Source organism: Aquimarina megaterium XH134 (assembly GCF_000520975.1).
Classification (GTDB): domain Bacteria; phylum Bacteroidota; class Bacteroidia; order Flavobacteriales; family Flavobacteriaceae; genus Aquimarina; species Aquimarina megaterium.
The window spans coordinates 92,173-110,985 of sequence record NZ_JACB01000026.1; the positions used below are offsets into that span (position 1 = coordinate 92,173).

General features: G+C 34.7%; 12 protein-coding genes. 8 read left to right on the forward strand and 4 right to left on the reverse strand.

The features are described 5' to 3' along the window. Positions 1-306 precede the first annotated feature (306 nt). Positions 307-7,263: a PKD domain-containing protein gene (locus Z053_RS30155; RefSeq protein WP_160170093.1), complete on the forward strand. Its 6,957-nt coding sequence runs from the start codon at positions 307-309 to the stop codon at positions 7,261-7,263. A gap of 136 nt (positions 7,264-7,399) precedes the next feature. Here the strand turns inward: Z053_RS30155 and Z053_RS30160 are convergent, their stop codons facing one another. Then, positions 7,400-8,233 (reverse strand): CPBP family intramembrane glutamic endopeptidase, encoded by an 834-nt coding sequence (locus Z053_RS30160; RefSeq protein WP_051476056.1) that lies wholly within the window; start codon positions 8,231-8,233, stop codon positions 7,400-7,402. Between the two features lie 413 nt (positions 8,234-8,646). Next, positions 8,647-9,213: a hypothetical protein gene (locus Z053_RS0114060; protein ID WP_025665648.1), complete on the reverse strand. Its 567-nt coding sequence runs from the start codon at positions 9,211-9,213 to the stop codon at positions 8,647-8,649. A 635-nt stretch (positions 9,214-9,848) separates the two neighbouring features. On the opposite strand from Z053_RS0114060, the gene Z053_RS0114065 reads away from it, so the two are divergent. Continuing rightward, positions 9,849-11,114, forward strand: coding sequence for an NADase-type glycan-binding domain-containing protein (locus Z053_RS0114065; protein ID WP_025665649.1), 1,266 nt, complete (start codon positions 9,849-9,851; stop codon positions 11,112-11,114). Positions 11,115-11,163: 49 nt separating this feature from the next. Here the strand turns inward: Z053_RS0114065 and Z053_RS28575 are convergent, their stop codons facing one another. Further along, positions 11,164-12,534 carry a glycoside hydrolase family 113 gene (locus Z053_RS28575; RefSeq protein WP_025665650.1) on the reverse strand — a complete coding sequence of 457 codons (1,371 nt, stop codon included), beginning with the start codon at positions 12,532-12,534 and terminating at the stop codon, positions 11,164-11,166. 238 nt (positions 12,535-12,772) lie between these two features. Between Z053_RS28575 and Z053_RS0114075 the strand changes: the two genes are divergently transcribed. From Z053_RS0114075 to Z053_RS0114100, 6 genes are all read left to right on the forward strand, one after another. Continuing rightward, complete coding sequence (locus Z053_RS0114075; RefSeq protein ID WP_174412100.1) at positions 12,773-12,997, forward strand: (4Fe-4S)-binding protein; 225 nt, start codon at positions 12,773-12,775, stop codon at positions 12,995-12,997. A 507-nt stretch (positions 12,998-13,504) separates the two neighbouring features. Further along, on the forward strand, positions 13,505-14,077 hold the full coding sequence (locus Z053_RS0114080; RefSeq protein WP_025665652.1) for a hypothetical protein: 573 nt from the start codon (positions 13,505-13,507) through the stop codon (positions 14,075-14,077). 569 nt (positions 14,078-14,646) lie between these two features. Continuing rightward, positions 14,647-15,687 carry a helix-turn-helix domain-containing protein gene (locus Z053_RS0114085; RefSeq protein WP_025665653.1) on the forward strand — a complete coding sequence of 347 codons (1,041 nt, stop codon included), beginning with the start codon at positions 14,647-14,649 and terminating at the stop codon, positions 15,685-15,687. Positions 15,688-15,775: 88 nt separating this feature from the next. Next, a complete protein-coding gene (locus Z053_RS0114090; RefSeq protein ID WP_051476058.1) occupies positions 15,776-16,528 on the forward strand; it encodes a type 1 glutamine amidotransferase domain-containing protein in 753 nt (250 codons plus the stop codon). Between the two features lie 18 nt (positions 16,529-16,546). Beyond that, the gene (locus Z053_RS28585; RefSeq protein WP_025665655.1) at positions 16,547-16,966 is read left to right on the forward strand and encodes a nuclear transport factor 2 family protein; all 420 of its coding nucleotides are present in this window, start codon (positions 16,547-16,549) and stop codon (positions 16,964-16,966) included. Between the two features lie 3 nt (positions 16,967-16,969). Next, positions 16,970-17,425, forward strand: coding sequence for a YybH family protein (locus Z053_RS0114100; protein WP_025665656.1), 456 nt, complete (start codon positions 16,970-16,972; stop codon positions 17,423-17,425). Between the two features lie 15 nt (positions 17,426-17,440). On the opposite strand, the gene Z053_RS30165 is transcribed toward Z053_RS0114100, so the two are convergent. Next, positions 17,441-18,790: a DUF5995 family protein gene (locus Z053_RS30165; protein WP_025665657.1), complete on the reverse strand. Its 1,350-nt coding sequence runs from the start codon at positions 18,788-18,790 to the stop codon at positions 17,441-17,443. Positions 18,791-18,813: the final 23 nt, after the last annotated feature.

The following is an 18,813-nucleotide window of genomic DNA, read 5'->3' on the forward strand; positions in this document are numbered from 1 at the left end:
ATTCTACTTAAGTAAAATACTATAGAAAATACGTAATGATAGCTACTGTATACCAATCACAATTCTAACATGAATTAGATCAAAAAATAAGATGTATAAATAGGGTGCAATACCAATAGTTTAGAATTCAATTTCTCAAAAGAGATAAAACATGTATTTCTGTTGAAAAATTTAAAGATAAAGTAATAAAGCACTGATGTATTCTGATTATTCGATGATTGAGAGAAATGTTATATAGCGTATGCAATGATGATTTGTATGATAAAGTAAATGCTATCCGACCTCAAACACAATACACATAAACAAATGAAAACTAAGCAAAGATTATATCGTAAATGGTTAGGCATTATAACATCAAAAAGGCTATGGCTATTATATGTTTCAGCTATTTTGATGTCATTTGGCCTGGTTAAAAAAATGATCGAATCCTATGATGGGACTTCAGGTCCGTCGATGACTACGCAAACATGGCCTGCAGGTACCTTTTTATCTAATTTTCCACAAGGTGACAGGATCAATACATACCACCGTAATTATTTAATGATAGCCGGCCAGGAAGGAACAGGAATATGGGATGTTTCTAATCCTACAGACCCTAGGAGACTTCAATTTGATGGAGCAGGAAATAATGGACATCGATGGTGGAAAATGGGTGATCTTTACTATAGAGAATATTCTGTACCAGAAGTAGCAGGATCAGGATATAAATACCTTGATCTTTCGAATATGTTAGAAAGAAAACCAATCACTTCCTCAGATGTTTTATATACGGTTAAAGACAATCAACCTCATTATGATAATTTAGAAACATTTCCGCACACTATAGATGGCGATAGGGTGTATGATATGAGAAGCGGAGAAGAGGTAGGGAAAATACCAATTGCTGCTACTCTGCCAGATATAGTACTGCGTTTAGGGAATTATGTTTTTTATGCTCCGCAGAGTGGGGAAATAAAAGTATTCGATTTTGGAGATCCGAAAAACATAAAATTTCTGGGTGCTTTTGGAGGCGGAGTACCACATGAGCAATATAGCACTGGTTTTCAGGTATGGAGAAATTATTTGATTTACATGAGTGGAAATGAAGGAGATAATACATTGGTAGCTTTTGATATAAGTGATCCTACTAATGTAAAACACGGTTTTAATATCTCCTCAGATGATATTACTCTGGGACGTTATATGATTTTTAAAGATGAATTTGGTTTTACAGGAAGGTTTGACAGAGGAGTAAAATACAATTTTGAAAAAATGCGTGTAGAGCAAGAGTTTTTTCCTCCTTCTGATGATGAGACCTTACAGTTGTTAGATAATCAATGGATGCCTATTGGGCATATCTTAGTAGCAAGTGGGGATGGTAAAACTTCTATTTTTTCTCATCAGGATGATCTGGATACACGCCCGCCAACTGTAGGGCATCATTTCCCTGTATCAGGAGCAACAAATCAACCCGTAGATACAACCATTGGTTTTGTAATCAATGAAATTCTTGATGATAATTCACTTAATGATAAAACAATACAAGTAAGTCCATTAGGAGGAAATCCTATTAAAGGAGATGTTACTTCGACTTCTTATCATGTGATTAACTATGCACCGCGAGAGAAATTATTACCCAATACAACGTATGAGGTAAAATTTGTCGATGGAGGAGTTAAAGATGCTGTAGGTAATGGGATTAAGGAGTATGTGTTTTATTTTACAACAGGAGGAGACGCTTCAAATAAGTCACCAGAAATTACCAGTATAGATAGTAATATGCCATCACCTGTAGGATTGGACGATACAGTTGAGTTTGTAGCAAATGCATCTGATCCCGATGGAAACTCGATGAGTTACCGTTGGGATTTTGGTGATGGTACTCCTAAAACGGATTGGATAGGAGAAAAAACGTCACATACTTTTGCCAAGCCAGGAAATTATTTGATACAGGTACAGGTATCTGATAACAATGGTGGGTTTGCTGTATTTTCAAAATCATTATCTATTGTAGAAACATTACCAGCTAGTTTACCTACACAATCTACTCCAATTGCAGTAGATGAAAATAGAAGGATTATTTGGTCGGTTAATCCCGATAATAATACGATAACCTTGATTAATGCAGATGATTTATCTATAATCAAAGAAGTAAGTACAGGTACAGACCCCGTAAATGTTGCAGTAGACTCAGATGGAAATTCATGGATAACCTGCAGGGATTCTGATGAAATATATGTGCTTAAAGCGAATGGTGCGATACACGCAAAAATTCCTTTACCTAAAGGTTCTCGTCCATTTGGAATTGTTTTTACACCAGATCAAAGCCGGTGTTTTGTATCTACTTATGGGTCAGGAAAAATTTTAGAAATATCCCCCGTAACTCAGCAAATAACTGCCACACTTACTATAGGGCAAACACCAAGAGCATTAGCAGTAACAGGAGATGGAAAAGAATTGCTCGTGACCCGATTTATATCCCCAGATGAAGAAGGGCAGGTTTGGAAAATAGATATAGAAACATTTAAGCTTACCCATACAATTGCATTACCGATAGACGATTTTACTGTGGATAATGGAAACGAAGGTAGAGGGGTTCCGAATTATGTATCGGGTATTAGTATACATCCTAATAATAAATCAGCTTGGTCTGTAGCAAAAAAAGATAATATATTAAGAGGTCTTTCCCGAGATGGAAAACCACTTCCTTTTGACAATGCAGTACGAACTGCAATAGCATCGATTGATTTAACTACAAATACAGAAAAGCTAGCGCATCGATTAGATATTGATAATCATGGACAACCTTCTTCTGCACTTTTTACCCCAACAGGAAATCTTCTTTTTCTTACGATGCAGGGAAATAATAGAATCGTGGTAATTGACCCACAAAAAGGACTAGAACTCATAAAAAAAGAGGTGGGCAGTGCTCCTCAGGGAATGGTAATCGATAAAAAAACAAATCGCCTTTTTGTCAAAAACTTTATGAGTAGAGATATTACGGTATTTGATGCAAAAGAAATGATCGAATCAGGAAATACTTCTTTAGAAAAAATAGCTACAGTAAAAACGGTTACGAATGAAAAGCTTAGTACGACAGTATTAAAAGGAAAGCAAATATTTTATAATGCTGCTGACCTGAGAATGGGAACCGACGGGTATATTAGTTGTGCAAGTTGTCATATTGATGGGGCCCAGGATGGTCGTAATTGGGATTTTACAGATAGAGGAGAAGGAGTACGAAATACAATCTCTTTGGTCGGAAGAGCAGGAACAGAGCATGGTAGAGTGCATTGGAGTGCTAATTTTGATGAGATTCAGGATTTTGAAAATGATATTCGTTTTCATTTCAAAGGTCGGGGATTTATGAAAGACAGTGACTTTAACAAAGGAACAACAGGACTTTCTCTGGGAGATCCAAAACAAGGGAAATCGGCAGATTTAGACGCACTGACAGCTTATATAGAATCCCTCAATACTTTTGATCCCAGCCCATACCGAAAAGCAAATGGAGCTTTGACAAATGATGCAGTGGCCGGAAAAAGAATATTTAAAAACCTACAATGTGCTTCTTGCCACGGTGGAAATAATTTTACCGATAGTAAAAGCGGAAAAATGCATGATGTGGGTACGATCACAACGAATAGTGGTAGCCGCTTAGGAAAAAAAATATTAGGGATTGATACCCCAACATTACGAGATGTATGGGCTACAGCTCCCTATTTACATAATGGAAGTGCTACAACCTTAGAAGAAATATTTACCACTTATAATACTAATGATGCACATGCTGCCACTTCTAGCCTTAATCAATCTGATTTTAACAAATTGATAGCTTATATCAAACAGATTGATGGCTCAGAACCGGCTATAGAACAATCACAGGTTGTAAAAATGGCATCTCCAAAAGCAGGAGCAAGTATAGAGAAGTCTGATCCTGTGAAATTAATTGTACAAACAAATATAGATGGAGTTACTAAAATCGAATATTATATTGATGGTGAATTATTGGGAGAAGTGAATACTACTCCTTTTGAAATGAATTGGAGTCCTGTACTATGGAAAGCATATAAGGTTTCTGCAAAAGTGTTTTATAACCAGGGAAATACTGCTTCTCTAACTCCAGAAATAAAAGTAAGGTATAAGAAGCAAATAAAAGTAATGTTTGTAGTGGGAGATGATAAAAAACTAACTCCCGAAGATCAAAAGATAAAATCACGTTTAGAACAGCAGTTAGGATTTAAAATACTTCTATTTTCTGATGAAAAAGTGAGTCGCCCAGAAATGGCAAATCCATATGATATGGTACTCGTTTCTTCTTCTGTCGATCCGGGAGTACTTGGAAACGATTTAGAATCTGCTGTAGTACCTATTATGACGTGGGACCCTTTTATGTATGGGAAACTGAAACTAACTTCGGGAAATATCAATTCTGGATTTGGATTTACACCACAAGCGTATCCAAAAGTGACGATTTCTAATGCTGATCATCCTCTTGCCGCTGGACTAAACGCGGGAAAAACAGCATTATACAAAATTACGCAACGAATGCCCTTTGGCAAGCCAACAGAAAATGCAGTGACTATTGCCAAAGTGGGGAATCATCCAATTCTATTTGGTTATGAAGCAGGGACGTCACTTCCTTCCAGACGATTAGCCTTTCCACTTAGGGATCAATTTATGCACCTGCTCACCGATAATGGATGGGAACTTTTTGATGCAGGAGTACTATGGACGTTGCATGGAGGAGATGCACAAACACCAGTACGACCCTTACCAGATATTCATTTTAAATCACCTTTGGATGCTGAACTGGTAAATACACCATTAAAAATAAAATTTGAAACCGAAGGATGGGACCTTCCATCTAATTTGTACAAGTTGAGGTTTAAAATTGATGGAAAAGATCGCGGTTTGATTACAAGCGAAGGTGTTTTTACCGATGGTACTGCTTTATCTGAAGGACCACATAAATTGGTATTACAGATGGAACGTAGTAATAATTCGGTTTTGGATTTAAAAGATGAGATCACAGTAATCGTTACAAAAGATCCTCTTCCCGAAAGACCAACAGCTATTATTCAATCCCCGATTAATGGAAGTGTCTTAAAACCAAGTTTTGATGTTAAGTTTACCACTTATAAATGGGATATTAGACCAGGAGGGAAGCATATACGTTACTATATTGATGGTATAGAAAAGGATGCTGTTTATACAATCGAACCCATTTCAATACAAAACCTTGAAGATGGAGATCATAAGATAAAATTAGTATTGATGGATGAAAACGGAAATCCTGCTGGTGATCCGGGAATAGTTAACATAACGGTAGATAAAAGTATCATAGATTTACCCGATACTCCTTTTAGAGTAGAATATTATGATAATACTCAAAACGTAAATTCTTCAGAAATAAAACCTGTATTTCAGATCGTTAGTGATTCTACCAAAGCAATACCATATTCAGAATTCAAAATACGATATTGGTATACCCCAGAACATACTGCGGCAATGAGTTTTGGAATAGATTATACTTCGATTAGTGGAGTAAACGGAAAATTTAAAACCAAAGGAGAAGAGAAGTATGTTGAAATAGGCTTTACTGGAGTTTCAGGAAAATTACCTGCAAAAGGAAAATCTGGTGAAATAAAAACAAGAATACATCACGCAGGGTACCTAAATCATAATCAGTCTAATGATCACTCTTATGATGCTAATAAAAAAACCTTGAAACCTCATGTCAAAGTAACTTTATATCATAAAGGGAAATTAGTATGGGGTATGGAGCCCAAAGATGAATCTGGTACACCGGTTGCAGTGATATCGGCAAGTACGACCAGCGGAAAAAAACCTTTAGAAGTACATTTTGATGCTTCGGGGTCCAGTGACCCCGATGGAAATTTGTTGACATATACATGGGATTTTGGAAACGGAGAAACTTCTTTAGAAATGGCTCCTGTAGTTATGTACACAGAAATAGGATCTTATTTGGTAAGTCTTTCTGTAAGTGATGGCGTTAATACCTCTGTAGTGGCAACAGAAACAATAACCGTTATTGATGATAATAGTAGTCCTATTGCTGATTTCATAGCCAACCCTACTATAGGTGTAGCACCATTGCTTGTTAGTTTAGATGGATCTTCTTCTTCAGACCCGGATGGAGATATTCTTACATATACCTGGGATTTTGGAAATGGAAAAACAGGAACGGGAGCTACAGTTACTCATGAATATGATACTGTAGGTGATTATGTAATACAACTTACTGTAAGTGACGGTAAAAAGGAAGCACATAAAACAATAGTCATAAAAGTAAGCGATGGTAAACCGATAGCTTCTTTTACTGCCGATCCCGAAAGTGGAATACGTCCTTTATTGGTGAATTTTGATGCGTCATCATCAATAGATCCTTCTGGAGGAGTATTAAGTTATAATTGGGACTTAGGAAATGGAGAGACATCAATATCTAAAACTCCATCTGCTACATACACAGTACCTGAAGAGGTAAATATTACACTTACGGTAACTAACCAATTAGGAAAAACAGATATAGCAACCAAGGTTATTAAAGTGGTTGATGGGACTGTTGGTTGTAATTTTGGTGTTCCTTTGGATACGGCATTGCCTTCTTTAAATCAGCAATATGATACTATTCATGTTTTAGGAGATGGTGGACCTAATTTGGATAATATTAAAAACATAACGATAAATTGGGATTCGAACAATAATGGTCTATATCAGTTTTCTTTGAATACAAATGATGGTACCCCAGACTGGTATGTGGATTTGTTACAAAAAACTACGCATAGTTTTAATGCTCCAAAACCAGAAGTGCAGTTGAGTACTACAGGAATTAATGGTTTAGATGGATCATATTACGCTACTACAGATCAAGGAAACCTTGTATTAGTATCAAAAAACAATAATTTCACTTTGTATTGTAGTACATCATCTACACCTCCCGATTGTCAAGCTACCAATTTGGTAAATGAAGACACATCCTTTCAGAATAGGAACATGCAATTAAGTTCGATGAAAAGCACTACTATTAAGATTAGCCCTAATCCCGTTAGCAATAGACTATTTCTACATAGTTTCGAAAACCTTCAAGGAAGTAAAATCACGATTACAAGTATAGCAGGAAATGTAATAAAAGATGATGTGATTCGTGAAAACAGTAAAGAAGTAATAATTAATGTAAACCAACTAGACCCCGGCTTTTATCTAGTCATAATAACCACACTTAAAAAAGAGAAAAAAGCCATGAAATTCATTGTTGAATGATGCATTTTTTGTTTAGAGAGAAAAGAGAGAGGTAAAACTCTCTCTTTTTATTTTCATTCATATTTCCGTTGTATTGAGGCTTTTCTAAAACACACACACACTAGTTTGTAGTATTAAAATACTTTTATTTACTTTTCTACTCGGTTATAAGCTTCTTACACAAGTAGATGATAAGAATAAACACATAAATCAATCCAGTAAACATAAGGTTAAAAACAACGATATCAACCCCTTTTGTCGTTGTGGGTTGAAAAATCATCGTACTTGTCGTAAGAGACATATGCATAAGAATTATTATACATAAACTTTGGGTGTGATCATATACCCAGACCATCAAAATTCTAAAAGCTGGTAAATGCGTAACGAGCTTTATGATCAGTAAGATTGCCAATGGAATATCTTCATCAGGGTCGCTATCCATGAAAAGAGGCAAATGCCATACTCCCCATATGACACCAACAATTAACCCTGTAGTACCTATATTGAAATGTTGCCTCAATCTTGGGGTAGCAAATCCTGTCCAGCCAATTTCTTCAAAAAAACCGGCTAGAATACCACCTAGAATTCCTCCAAGAACTAAAAAGAGAAGATCATCGGTAGAGAAAAGGATAGGAGAAAATTTAGAAGAAAAAAAAGAAAGGATTACATAGGTAAGTCCAAAAAGTAGCGGAGCAGAAAAAAGTGCGATTGCATACCATTGGGTGCTTACTTTCCATTTACCTATTCTGGTTATTAGTTGTTTAAAACTGGCTTTACCATTTTCAAAATAATTAACTAACAACCCTGCAATAAAAGGCCCTGCACACATAGCCAAAAATAGTAATGGAATTTGATTATCCGGTACTTCTTTCTGTCCGGTAAATCCGTCAATACCCATAATAAAAACTAGACCAGTCCACGAAATCAAAAAAGTGAGTAGAAAGTATATCAACAAAAGATGTTTTGCACGTATACCCAAGCTGTTTTTCATGTTATATCATAGTTTTATTTGAATCTTTTAGTACAACCTATTCTCGATACAATTTTTCTCCATTTTAATACGAAAAATCACTCGAATTGACGGTTTTTATCGTATATCTAAATATTAATCGGGCTGTGGTTTATAGTACTAAAATAATGAATCTTTTGGTATGATTTCAACTTTTAAAAGTGTGTTTTTGTCATGATGTATCTTCAGCCCAAATACCAATAAAAACAACGAATCCCAAACCCTGAGCTGCCACACTGAGCCTGTCGAAGTGGTACCGAACCCTGAGCGTAGTCGAAGGGTGAGCATAAAAACAAAACAAAAAACATCCCCCTATAAAATAAAAGAACCCTATACATCAAAACAGATATATAGGGCTTGTCATGTGTTGTTTTATAGCAAGATCAAGATTAATCTTAGTTACCGAGAATAACAGTATACGTGATATTAGCTACTTTCCAACCTCTTCCGCAACCATTAGATGCATTAGCACTTACCAGTGCTATTTTGTTAGGTGCTATTCGCTGTGCGATATCTGCTACATGAGAATCGAATTGATATTGATACTGATCCATGTTTATATCTCCGTCTCCATCGATATAATATGAATAGTTATAGGTAAACTGTCTGGATTGAATAGGGATGATCAATGTTCCTTTGCTAAAAGAAATACAGTTAGAAAGATTTACATATTCTTCGATCTCTGCAGCGGCATCACTACCACATCCGATATCACTATCTAATGTGCATCCAACCCTTTTGGCAGTTGCCTGGTTGTTTTGATGTATCAATTTTTCTACTAATTGTGGCATCGTAGGATCGTTTGATACGTCTTTTACACTTACAAACTGTTTTGAAGCATCTTGAACAGTTGCATTTTGTACCTCTTGTGCTTCGGGAGCATCAAGACCATCGTTTTGACATGCTATAAAAGTAACGGAGATAAAAGCAAACAGGCCTAATTTTAAAATGGATTTTTTCATTGTGTAAGATTTTAAGAATTTGGTTAATGATGATTCAAAACTATTTAAAAAACAGATGAGTTAGTTGTTCCTTTCTAATTGTTTACACAAACATAAAATCGAAGTATAAACCGTAAATAAATAATAATTTTCACTTTTTGGTAGTGTGGAAATTATTGGTTTCTCAACAGTATTATATGTTACTGTAATAATTCAAAAGCATTGATTTAACAGGGGTTATATTACATACATCTTTGTAGGGTCTAGAAATAATGTTGATAACATCTTTTATAGTAAACGAACTTCGATTATGTGTTTCGTGAACCAAGCCAAAGAACTCAATTCTTGAAGTAGGAACCCTGAGGTGTTACGTTGAGCCTGCCGAAGTGTCGAAATACTCTCAAACGGTGAGCGTATATCGTATCACTCCTCAGCCCCCGATTCTAATTAAACAAAGGAAATTAATACCGCTCCTAATGCTGTTTTATCACGGTAAACAGGGGAGGCGGTGGCGGTAATAAATAATATATTTGTAGTGCATACCAATGATATACCATACATGTTATGAAATGAGCCATAACAATTGAATTGATACCAACCGAGATGTTCAATGGCGAATTCCATCTGACAACTAAAAAACAATAAAAAAAGAACAGATGAAAAATACACTTATCTGTATCATACTATTTATTACATTTTTTTCTTATGCCCAGGAAATCAAGGTGCTTACACCAACACGTATTGAAGTACTGGACTTGAATACTACAGATGAAAAGGAGTTTAACAGAAACAGAAAAGCTTGTGAAGCCATTTGGGAACGCATGTCAAAGGGATTAAAAAAAGAAGACCTTACCCAGGAGGAGAAAGCAGAATTAGATAAGATGGTTGATGAAACAATGACTAATTATTGGGATATTGAAGGCCAGGGGTGTAGTTGGTATTGCGGTGGAGGACCATTTAAAGAAACTGCATCATCATATCTGGCCGATCAGGGAAACATAAATTATCATGCAGAGAATGCCATGGATCTTAACTATAAAAATGCATGGGTAGAAGGAGTACCCGGATATGGAGTAGGAGAATACCTGGAATATAGTTTTTACCAGGGAAGCCCTCGCATCACAGAAATTATTGTTGTAAATGGGTATGTAAAAAGCGAAACGACCTGGCGAAACAATAGTAGAGTAAAAAAACTTAAAGTGTATGTTAAGAATCAACCCTATGCAATCCTAAATCTTACCGATCAACGTGCTGCACAACATTTTAAAGTAGATCCGATAGGTAAATTAGATAAGAGTATAGATTATATTACTTCAAAAAGTTTACCGCCCTGGACTATGAAATTCGAGATTATGGAGGTGTATCCGGGAGATAAATATGAAGATACAGTACTTTCTGAAATCTATTTTGATGGAATTGATGTACACTGTTTTGCCAAAGGCACTTTGATTACTATGGCGGATCACACTCAAAAACCAATAGAGAATATACTAGTAGGAGAACAGGTACTTTCTTATGATCAATCTACAGGTAGCTATATTACTGCGACCATTCAAGAACTGGCAAACCCAATACATGATGCTCTTATTACGCTTTCACTATCCAATGGTTCTACGATTACCTGTACCCGTGATCATCCACTCTTATCTTCTTCTGGAGATTGGTTGTCTTATTCTCCCGGGAAAACACAGATGGCATACCGGTTTGATAATGTTAAACAGCTTAAAGCAGGGAGTATATTACAAGCTAGTTCTCGTGCGGTGAAAATTTTAAATATCAAAGAAATTGATACTGCTCAACAAACGTATACTATCGTAAAGCTGGATAATGCCAATACATTTATAGCTAATGGTATTGTGGTTGGTACCGAAGAATTACGTACGTTTAGAACATGTGATAGACATAAAATAGTAACAGAATGAATTGATCTTGTTGTATGGTAATGAGAGGTTTATATTTGTATTGTGGATATTAGTTTTTATGTATGTTCTGGCGAGCATATCCTTTTGCAATGGTATTTTGTGCTGGTTTGTAGCGCGGTGAAAAATCCAGGCTTGTAGGTGCACTATCGATAGAAGTTCTGGTATCCCATTGCCAAATATACATACCCGAAAACCATTCTTTACTCCATAATGATTCAAATAATGCCTGGTATGCAAGCTGTTGGGTACGATCAGATTTTTTCTGATATAGGATACCCAAAGAAGACTGCCACTCCCATGGTTGTATTGCAGCAGAAGCTTCGCTTTTATACCCCACTTCTGTAAATAGTATCGGCTTTTGGTGTGTTCGAGATAAGGCTTCTAATGTTGTAATGTGAGTACTCCATCCCTTTTTTAAAGTAACCAGGTCGGGATGAGATTTTTTGGTAAGTGGAAAATATGCCTGTATACCAATATAATCTAATTCTTGCCAAAAATCGACATGTTTAAATTCTCCGTCCCAATTGGCGGCATAAGTAAGCTTACCATGATATATAGTTTTGATTTCCTGTACCAGGGCTTTCCATCGATCCGGCTGATGTTGTAACGATGATCGTAGTTCGGTCCCTATACAGAATAGTTCAACTCCTGTTTTTTGAGCCATACGTGCATAATGGATCATATTGCTACGATAAGAATCAAACCAGGTATCCCAGTCGGTGGCAGAAGGTAACGAAATATCAGAGCGCCAGCCCTCGCTCATCCATAAATGTGGTTTTAGGTGTACATGAACTCCCTTTGCCCGTAATTGTGCAATACTGTTGATAAAAACAGAATCTCTCCTGGACCATTGCCCAATAGCTTTTGGGGTATCCATTTGTATGGTATGTTGATCTTTCTGGTATAAAAAAGGAATAACAGCCACCCATTCTACATTGTTTTTTACTAGTGTAGTAATAGATTTTTTGTTTTGAGAACCCCAGCCAAATACACTCATTCCGCGATGTTTCCCATCGATTTTATAAAGATCATTTGTCGTATTGCTAGTATTTTCAATAGAATAATCCCACTTATAAGAAAACTCTTCTACACTGTTAGTATATATAATAGCTTTATAGATACCCAATAGGACAAAAAAAGGAATCACTACACCAAATAGTACTTGTTTCCCCATAATAATAAAGCCTTTGCGACGGTATATTCTTATGAAGTATCGAATGAGTAAAAAGAGTATATAAAAAATGCTAAATGCGATATGGGTACTTACTAAAAATGCAGTATTCGGAAGTACTTCTATTAAGGTTTCAACAGATTTTTTAAAACTAATATCTGCTCTTAATGATAATGAAAGGAACAATAATACGATCAATATCCAGGTACTTACATATACTTTAGCAGCAGTAAAGAATTCCTTTTTCATTTCTAAATATATCTAAAAACTATTATCTATTAGAGGAGTATTGTCAAAAAACGTTACATCATGAATCTATAACCGGTCTAAGAAACGAAGCCCGAAAGAGCCTAATAAAATGGTGTATATTGATTAATTATCGAATATGATTCGGATTTACTGAGAAAACCATTCGGTTTTATATTGTATTTAAAAGGAAGCTATATCTTTAAATAGAAGTATAATCCACACTTTAAATTATTATATCATGGCAAATGAGATTAGAAAAGAATACAACAACGGAGAGATTACAGTAGTTTGGAAACCTGGAAAATGTACTCACGCGGGTGTTTGTGTAAAGACCTTACCAGAAGTATACCAACCTAAGGAAAAACCATGGATCCGACCAGAGATGGCTACTTCTGAAGCATTAAAAAACCAGATCGAAAAATGTCCTTCTAGAGCCTTGACATTTTACGAAAATGCAAAGTAGTTATACCCTGAATTAATTAGGTACATGCCAGTAAAAAAGCATCTTGTTCTGTAACAAGATGCTTTTTTAGAATCAAGCTAATTCAAAAATATGAGTCCCTGCAACAGGACTTCTCTTTACTTCTCGTTTGATAAGCCTGTCAAAGGCCAATTGACTATTATGTTCACTTTATCATTTTAAAAATCTAAACCTATTGATCAAAGTTAGGATACAAACAGTACTCATAAAAGAGTGTAATGCCTAATGTAGACAGGTTAAATCCCCCTTTTTGATGGCAATTTTACTATTGAGTACTACTTTGTTTTCTTTGTAGAACACAAAGAAATTAATATCCAGAGACGCTAGAAGAAGCCGTTGTGTATTTAGATAGTTTTTAATCAAAATCTGTCTATTCATTTAAAATGCACAACGAGTTATAAAAACAAAAAACAGTATTGTGGACAGATGTTAAAAACTTGTTTTTACTTTCTGAAAAAATTGTGATTTCTTTGCCACCGGGAAAAAAATATGCATTTGGAACATCAGGAAAAGGAACACGTTAAGGTATACACGCGTTATAACTTCTTTAATAAAACGTATTGTGTATTCAGAGGAGCTTCGCTACGCGAAATCACCAGAAGAAAACCAAATTACAGAAGTGAGTCGGGGAGTACCTATTATTATACAAAACATGGAGTATATAGAATGTCTAACCATTGGGGTAGAGCTGCAAAGTGCCAATGGAGACTAGTATCTGATTTTCCTCCAGAAATTGACGATTTACGATTGGGATATGCAGATTGGGCAGATTTTAGAGAAAATCTGGATCCCGATGTAGATGCCTATTATATTTCGGTTGATTTTGAAACCAAAAAGGTAAGCTATATGCATAAAGATAATCCTGATTATGATCAGGTTGCTGTGCTACGTTCTGCAGATGCAACCCGAAAGCTTATCAAGCAAATCAAAAACCTTCTCGAAACCTACAAGTGGGCCAAATATTATGATTATGATGATCTGGATGAATTTCGTGAAGAGGTAATCACCAGGTTGATTAATAGCAACATCTCTTTAAATGAATTAAGACGTGAGCTGGTGTAGTTTAATCAACTACAGTATAAGCCAGATAAAATAGTAAAGTAAATAATGTGAGTTCTACGTAAGAAAATTTACTTGTTTTTGATACAATTTTCTACCGAAAATTACTCTGACTGACGTAAATTTTCAAGTAAATGCCTTTTGATGGCTTTTTTAAACTAAATCCTTAGATCGAATTCACGTTGAATATGTAATTCCTGGGGTTATCAAAGAATAGTAAAATAGGGGTAATGTATCTGGAATGGAAATGAAAATTATAAATCATTTTTAAATATTTGCTATATATTTACTTTACCTGTTGTGCATTTTGATATTTTTGAATACCAAATTCGTCAATTAGAGTGCTTCGACCATAGGAAGAAATGTATAGAGTCCTTCGATACACTCAGGATGACGAGGATTTGGAATCAAAAAAGCTATTCTCGATAGTTCTACAGAGCTTGCCGAAGTAGAATTTTTCTCTATGTCATCTCGAGCGCAGTCGAGAGGTCACTATGAAAAACCACTCGAATTGACGCTTTTTTTATAGTATTAATTTTAAAATACACAACGGGTTTACTTTTTATATTTTCATGGATTTAGAGCGTCAATTATTATTTCTCTTTAGTGCACTAGGAGCATTAAACGGGTTTTTGTTAAGTTTTTATTTTGCTTTCTTTTCTAAGAAAAGAGGACTGTCTAATTATTTCCTGTCGGCACTTTTATTTGTATTAAGTGTACGAATACTAAAATCCGTTTTCTTTTATTTTAATCCAGCATTATCAGAAGTATTTATTCAAATAGGGCTTTCGGCTTGTGTTCTAATAGGTCCTTTTTTATACTTGTATACCAGAAGTTTGATAGTTGAGTCCAAACGTAATGGCTGGTGGTTATTTCATGTTATCCCTGTTCTGTTAGTAGTCATTGTATTAAGCATTATATATCCGTATTGGGAACATAAAAGATTATGGTCAGGAAACTTGGTTAAAATCATATATCTACAATGGCTTTTGTATATTATATGTACAGCGATTCAATTAAAAACGGTTTTTAAGACATTGTTTTCTAAAGAGCATAAAATAAAACAATTAGAAATTTGGGTTTTAAGTGTATTTGGTGGAGTATTTATTATCTGGATGGGATATAATATTGGATCTTACACATCGTATATCGTAGGTGCACTTTCGTTTTCGTTTGTGTTTTTTCTGTTAATTCTATTTTGGGTATTGAAAAGAAATAAAACGTCTTTGTTTTTTGAAGAAACGATTAAATACGCGGATAAAAAGATAGACCATGATGAAGCAAATAAGTTTCAAATCAGATTAGATGGTATGATTAAAGAAAAGAAGTTATTTAAAAACCCGGATTTAAAACTTGCAGACGTTTCTAAACAACTGCACGTTTTACCGCATTACTTGTCTCAATTTCTAAATGACAATCTGGGAAAAAGCTTCCCTCTATTTATTAACGAATATAGAATCGAGGAAGCCAAGCAACTTTTGGTTGACGAAGGCAATTATACTACAGAAGCTGTTGGGTATGAGTGTGGATTTAATTCGAAATCAACATTTTATACTACCTTTAAAAAGATAGTTGGTAAGACTCCGGCGGCATATAAAAAAGAAACAGAATAGTTCTAATTTATAAATCAGTACTTCTGATTTATAATATATAAACCAATACAGGTGAGGATTTTTCAAATTTGCTGAAAATTAATTCAGTATGAGAAATTGTATAGTATCATTTTTGGTGGTTTTTCTTTTTATGGGGTGCTCGGCATCTTCAAAAGATAAGATTTTGTTTGTTACCTCTAATCAACGTACCTACGGAGACACAACTCTAAAAACGGCTAATCATTTTGCAGAAATCGTATTGGCCTATGATGTATTTATAAAATCTGGCTACCAGGTTGATTTTGTAAGCCCAGAAGGTGGCGAAATACCAATAGGATATATAAATACCTCAGATCCTATTCAAAAAAAATATTTAGACGACTTAGATTTTATGAATTTATTTAAAAATACGTACTCACCAGATGCTATTGATGCAAAAAACTATAAAGCGGTCTATTATAGTGGTGGTGGGGCTGCTATGTTCGGGGTTCCTGAGAATAAAGCCATACAGAGTATCTCAAGGAAAATTTATGAGAATACAGGAATTGTATCAACCATTTGTCACGGAACTGCAGGAATTGTAAATTTAAAGTTAACAAATGGAAAATATCTGTATGAAGAAAAAGAGGTAAATGGTTTTGCTGATGCTTTTGAAAATAAAAACAAAGCGTATTATAAAACTTTTCCCTTTTCTATTGAAGAGGCTATTACTAAAAATGGTGGAAATTTCACCTATTCTAAAAAAGGATGGGATAATCATTATATAGTTGATGGTAGATTAATTACCGGACAAGACCCTACAGCATCTGAATCCGTGGCAAAACAAGTTGTAGCAATGCTTAAGAAAACAAATCATAAATAACTTAAAATAAATAAACAGATGAGAACAATACTTTATATCCTACTTGTATGCATTAGTACTTCTTCATTAACTTTTGCTCAGGAATCTGATAAAGCACTTGTAGAAAAAACCGTTACGTATTATCTGGACGGTGGTACAAATAATGATTTTGAAACCTTAAAAAAAGCATTTCATACCAATGCTACGATGAAATTTATTTCAAAAGACGGTTACAAAGAGGTAAATGCTTTAGAATTCTTTAAAAAAGTAATGAAACCGGGACCGAAACAAAACCGGAAAACAAAAATTGCATCTATAGATATCACAGGAAATGCAGCACAAGCAAAACTTGAAATTGAATACGAAACATTTGCATTTATTGATTACATGAATCTATTAAAAGTAGATGGAGAATGGAAAGTAGTGAGCAAAATATTCTATAGAAAGCAAAAGAACTAAAAAATGAAATCATTTTTATCAATTTTACTTCTCATATTCATTTGTAATAAGGCAATTGGGCAAAACTATATAGGAGAAAAAGCAGAGATCAAACAAATATTAGAAAACGGTAAATACTTTTCTAAATATGTAAATACTTCAAACTATAAAATGATTGGTGAATCGTATACCAAGGATGCCAAAATATTCCCTAATAATTTAAAGATTATTGAAGGAATAGAAGATATATTGGGATATTGGAAACTTCCTGAAGGGATATCAATCATTAACCATAAAATAGATCCTATTGAGATTAAAATCATCGGTAATGAAGCATATGATTATGGTACGTATCAAGGCACTACAAAAAAAGCTAACGGAGAAGAAATTTCCTGGAAAGGTAAATATGTGATTGTCTGGAGAAAAGTTGGAACTAATTGGAAAATGTATCTAGATATATGGAACTCAATTAAGCAGTAAAGTGATTTAATATTATCATTGTTTATTCAAGATTTCTACTGCTTTTGCCCAATCATTCTCTAAAACCGAATGTACTTGCTTTTGATCTGATCGAACAGTATAATCACCAACAAATTGGGTGCCTAACAAATCAATATGATACAATGCTTTGAGACCATTATCATAAATCACAGCAGGATACACATCATGTTCTCTGAACAAAAAAGAAAAAGGTCCAAAACGAACATGGGCATCTACAATTACTCCTTTGCCATTAGGAGATAAAAGGTAATCTTCTTTAGAAATAAAAAGGGTAAACCAACCTTTATGAATTCGGAAATCATTTTTGGCAACACCTGCTTTTCCTTCATTTGGTAAAGGAGTAATAATTGATTTGATAGAAGCATCACCAACTATTTTCTGAAATAACCCCATCATAGTAAGCAATATCTTATTTTTAATACTAATCGAAGCCTTTAGCATTTTAGACCAGCTTTTTATTTTAAAATTAAAATTACCAGTCCATTCTCCTTTTGCTATTCGAAAGTAATATATCTGGTTAGGAGCATTCTTAAGAGCTTCCGGACTTAGTGTGATGCCTTGTTCTTGTTCTATTAATTCAAGTAATTCGTTTCCAGCATTTAAGGTGTCAATAATCTGATCGACATTTTTTACTTCGACAGAATTAATAATCTTTAAGACAGATTCTCCCAAAAAACCTGGGTCAATAATTTTTTGACCCACCTGGGCTATATCTATATTTTTTTGTTCAATGACAATTTGTTGATCTGACAAGGTGAGTGGTGCTAATTCGATAGCAAGTTTCCAGGCAAAGTCTCGTGCGATTTTCATACTAAAATTAATAATCGCCTCTTCTTCTTTTTTTGCAATGTCTTCTAATAAGTATAATAATGGTGAAAGCTCACTTAACTCCTTCAGAACAGTTGGGATAATAGAAGCAAGAATCGTATTTACCTTTTGAAAATCATCGTGCAAATCATGAATAGCAGCATCAGGAGCAATTTCTGCAGCAGCAGCTCCCAAATCAATATTGATATGTGGATTCATTCCTAATAATAAGTGTTGAACAATAATGAGTTCATGATCAGATATTGCATTAAAAGCAACTGCCCATGCTTTGGGCATGGCAGGATCATTGTTTTGAAATTGTTCAACTACTTTAAAATAGCGTGCTGCAAAATGAATATCTAACTCTTCAAGTCGTTTATCATCATCAAAATACCCGGTACCTAATTTGTTTTTAATGGTTTGGGTTACTCGCAAATATAAACTAGCGAAATAGCCCACTCGACTAGAGTGCTCTTTTGACCACTGCAGAATAGATTCTAATTTTTCGATTACTTCATTGATAGAAGCTGGATTCATAATAACAGATTTAGAATACCGTT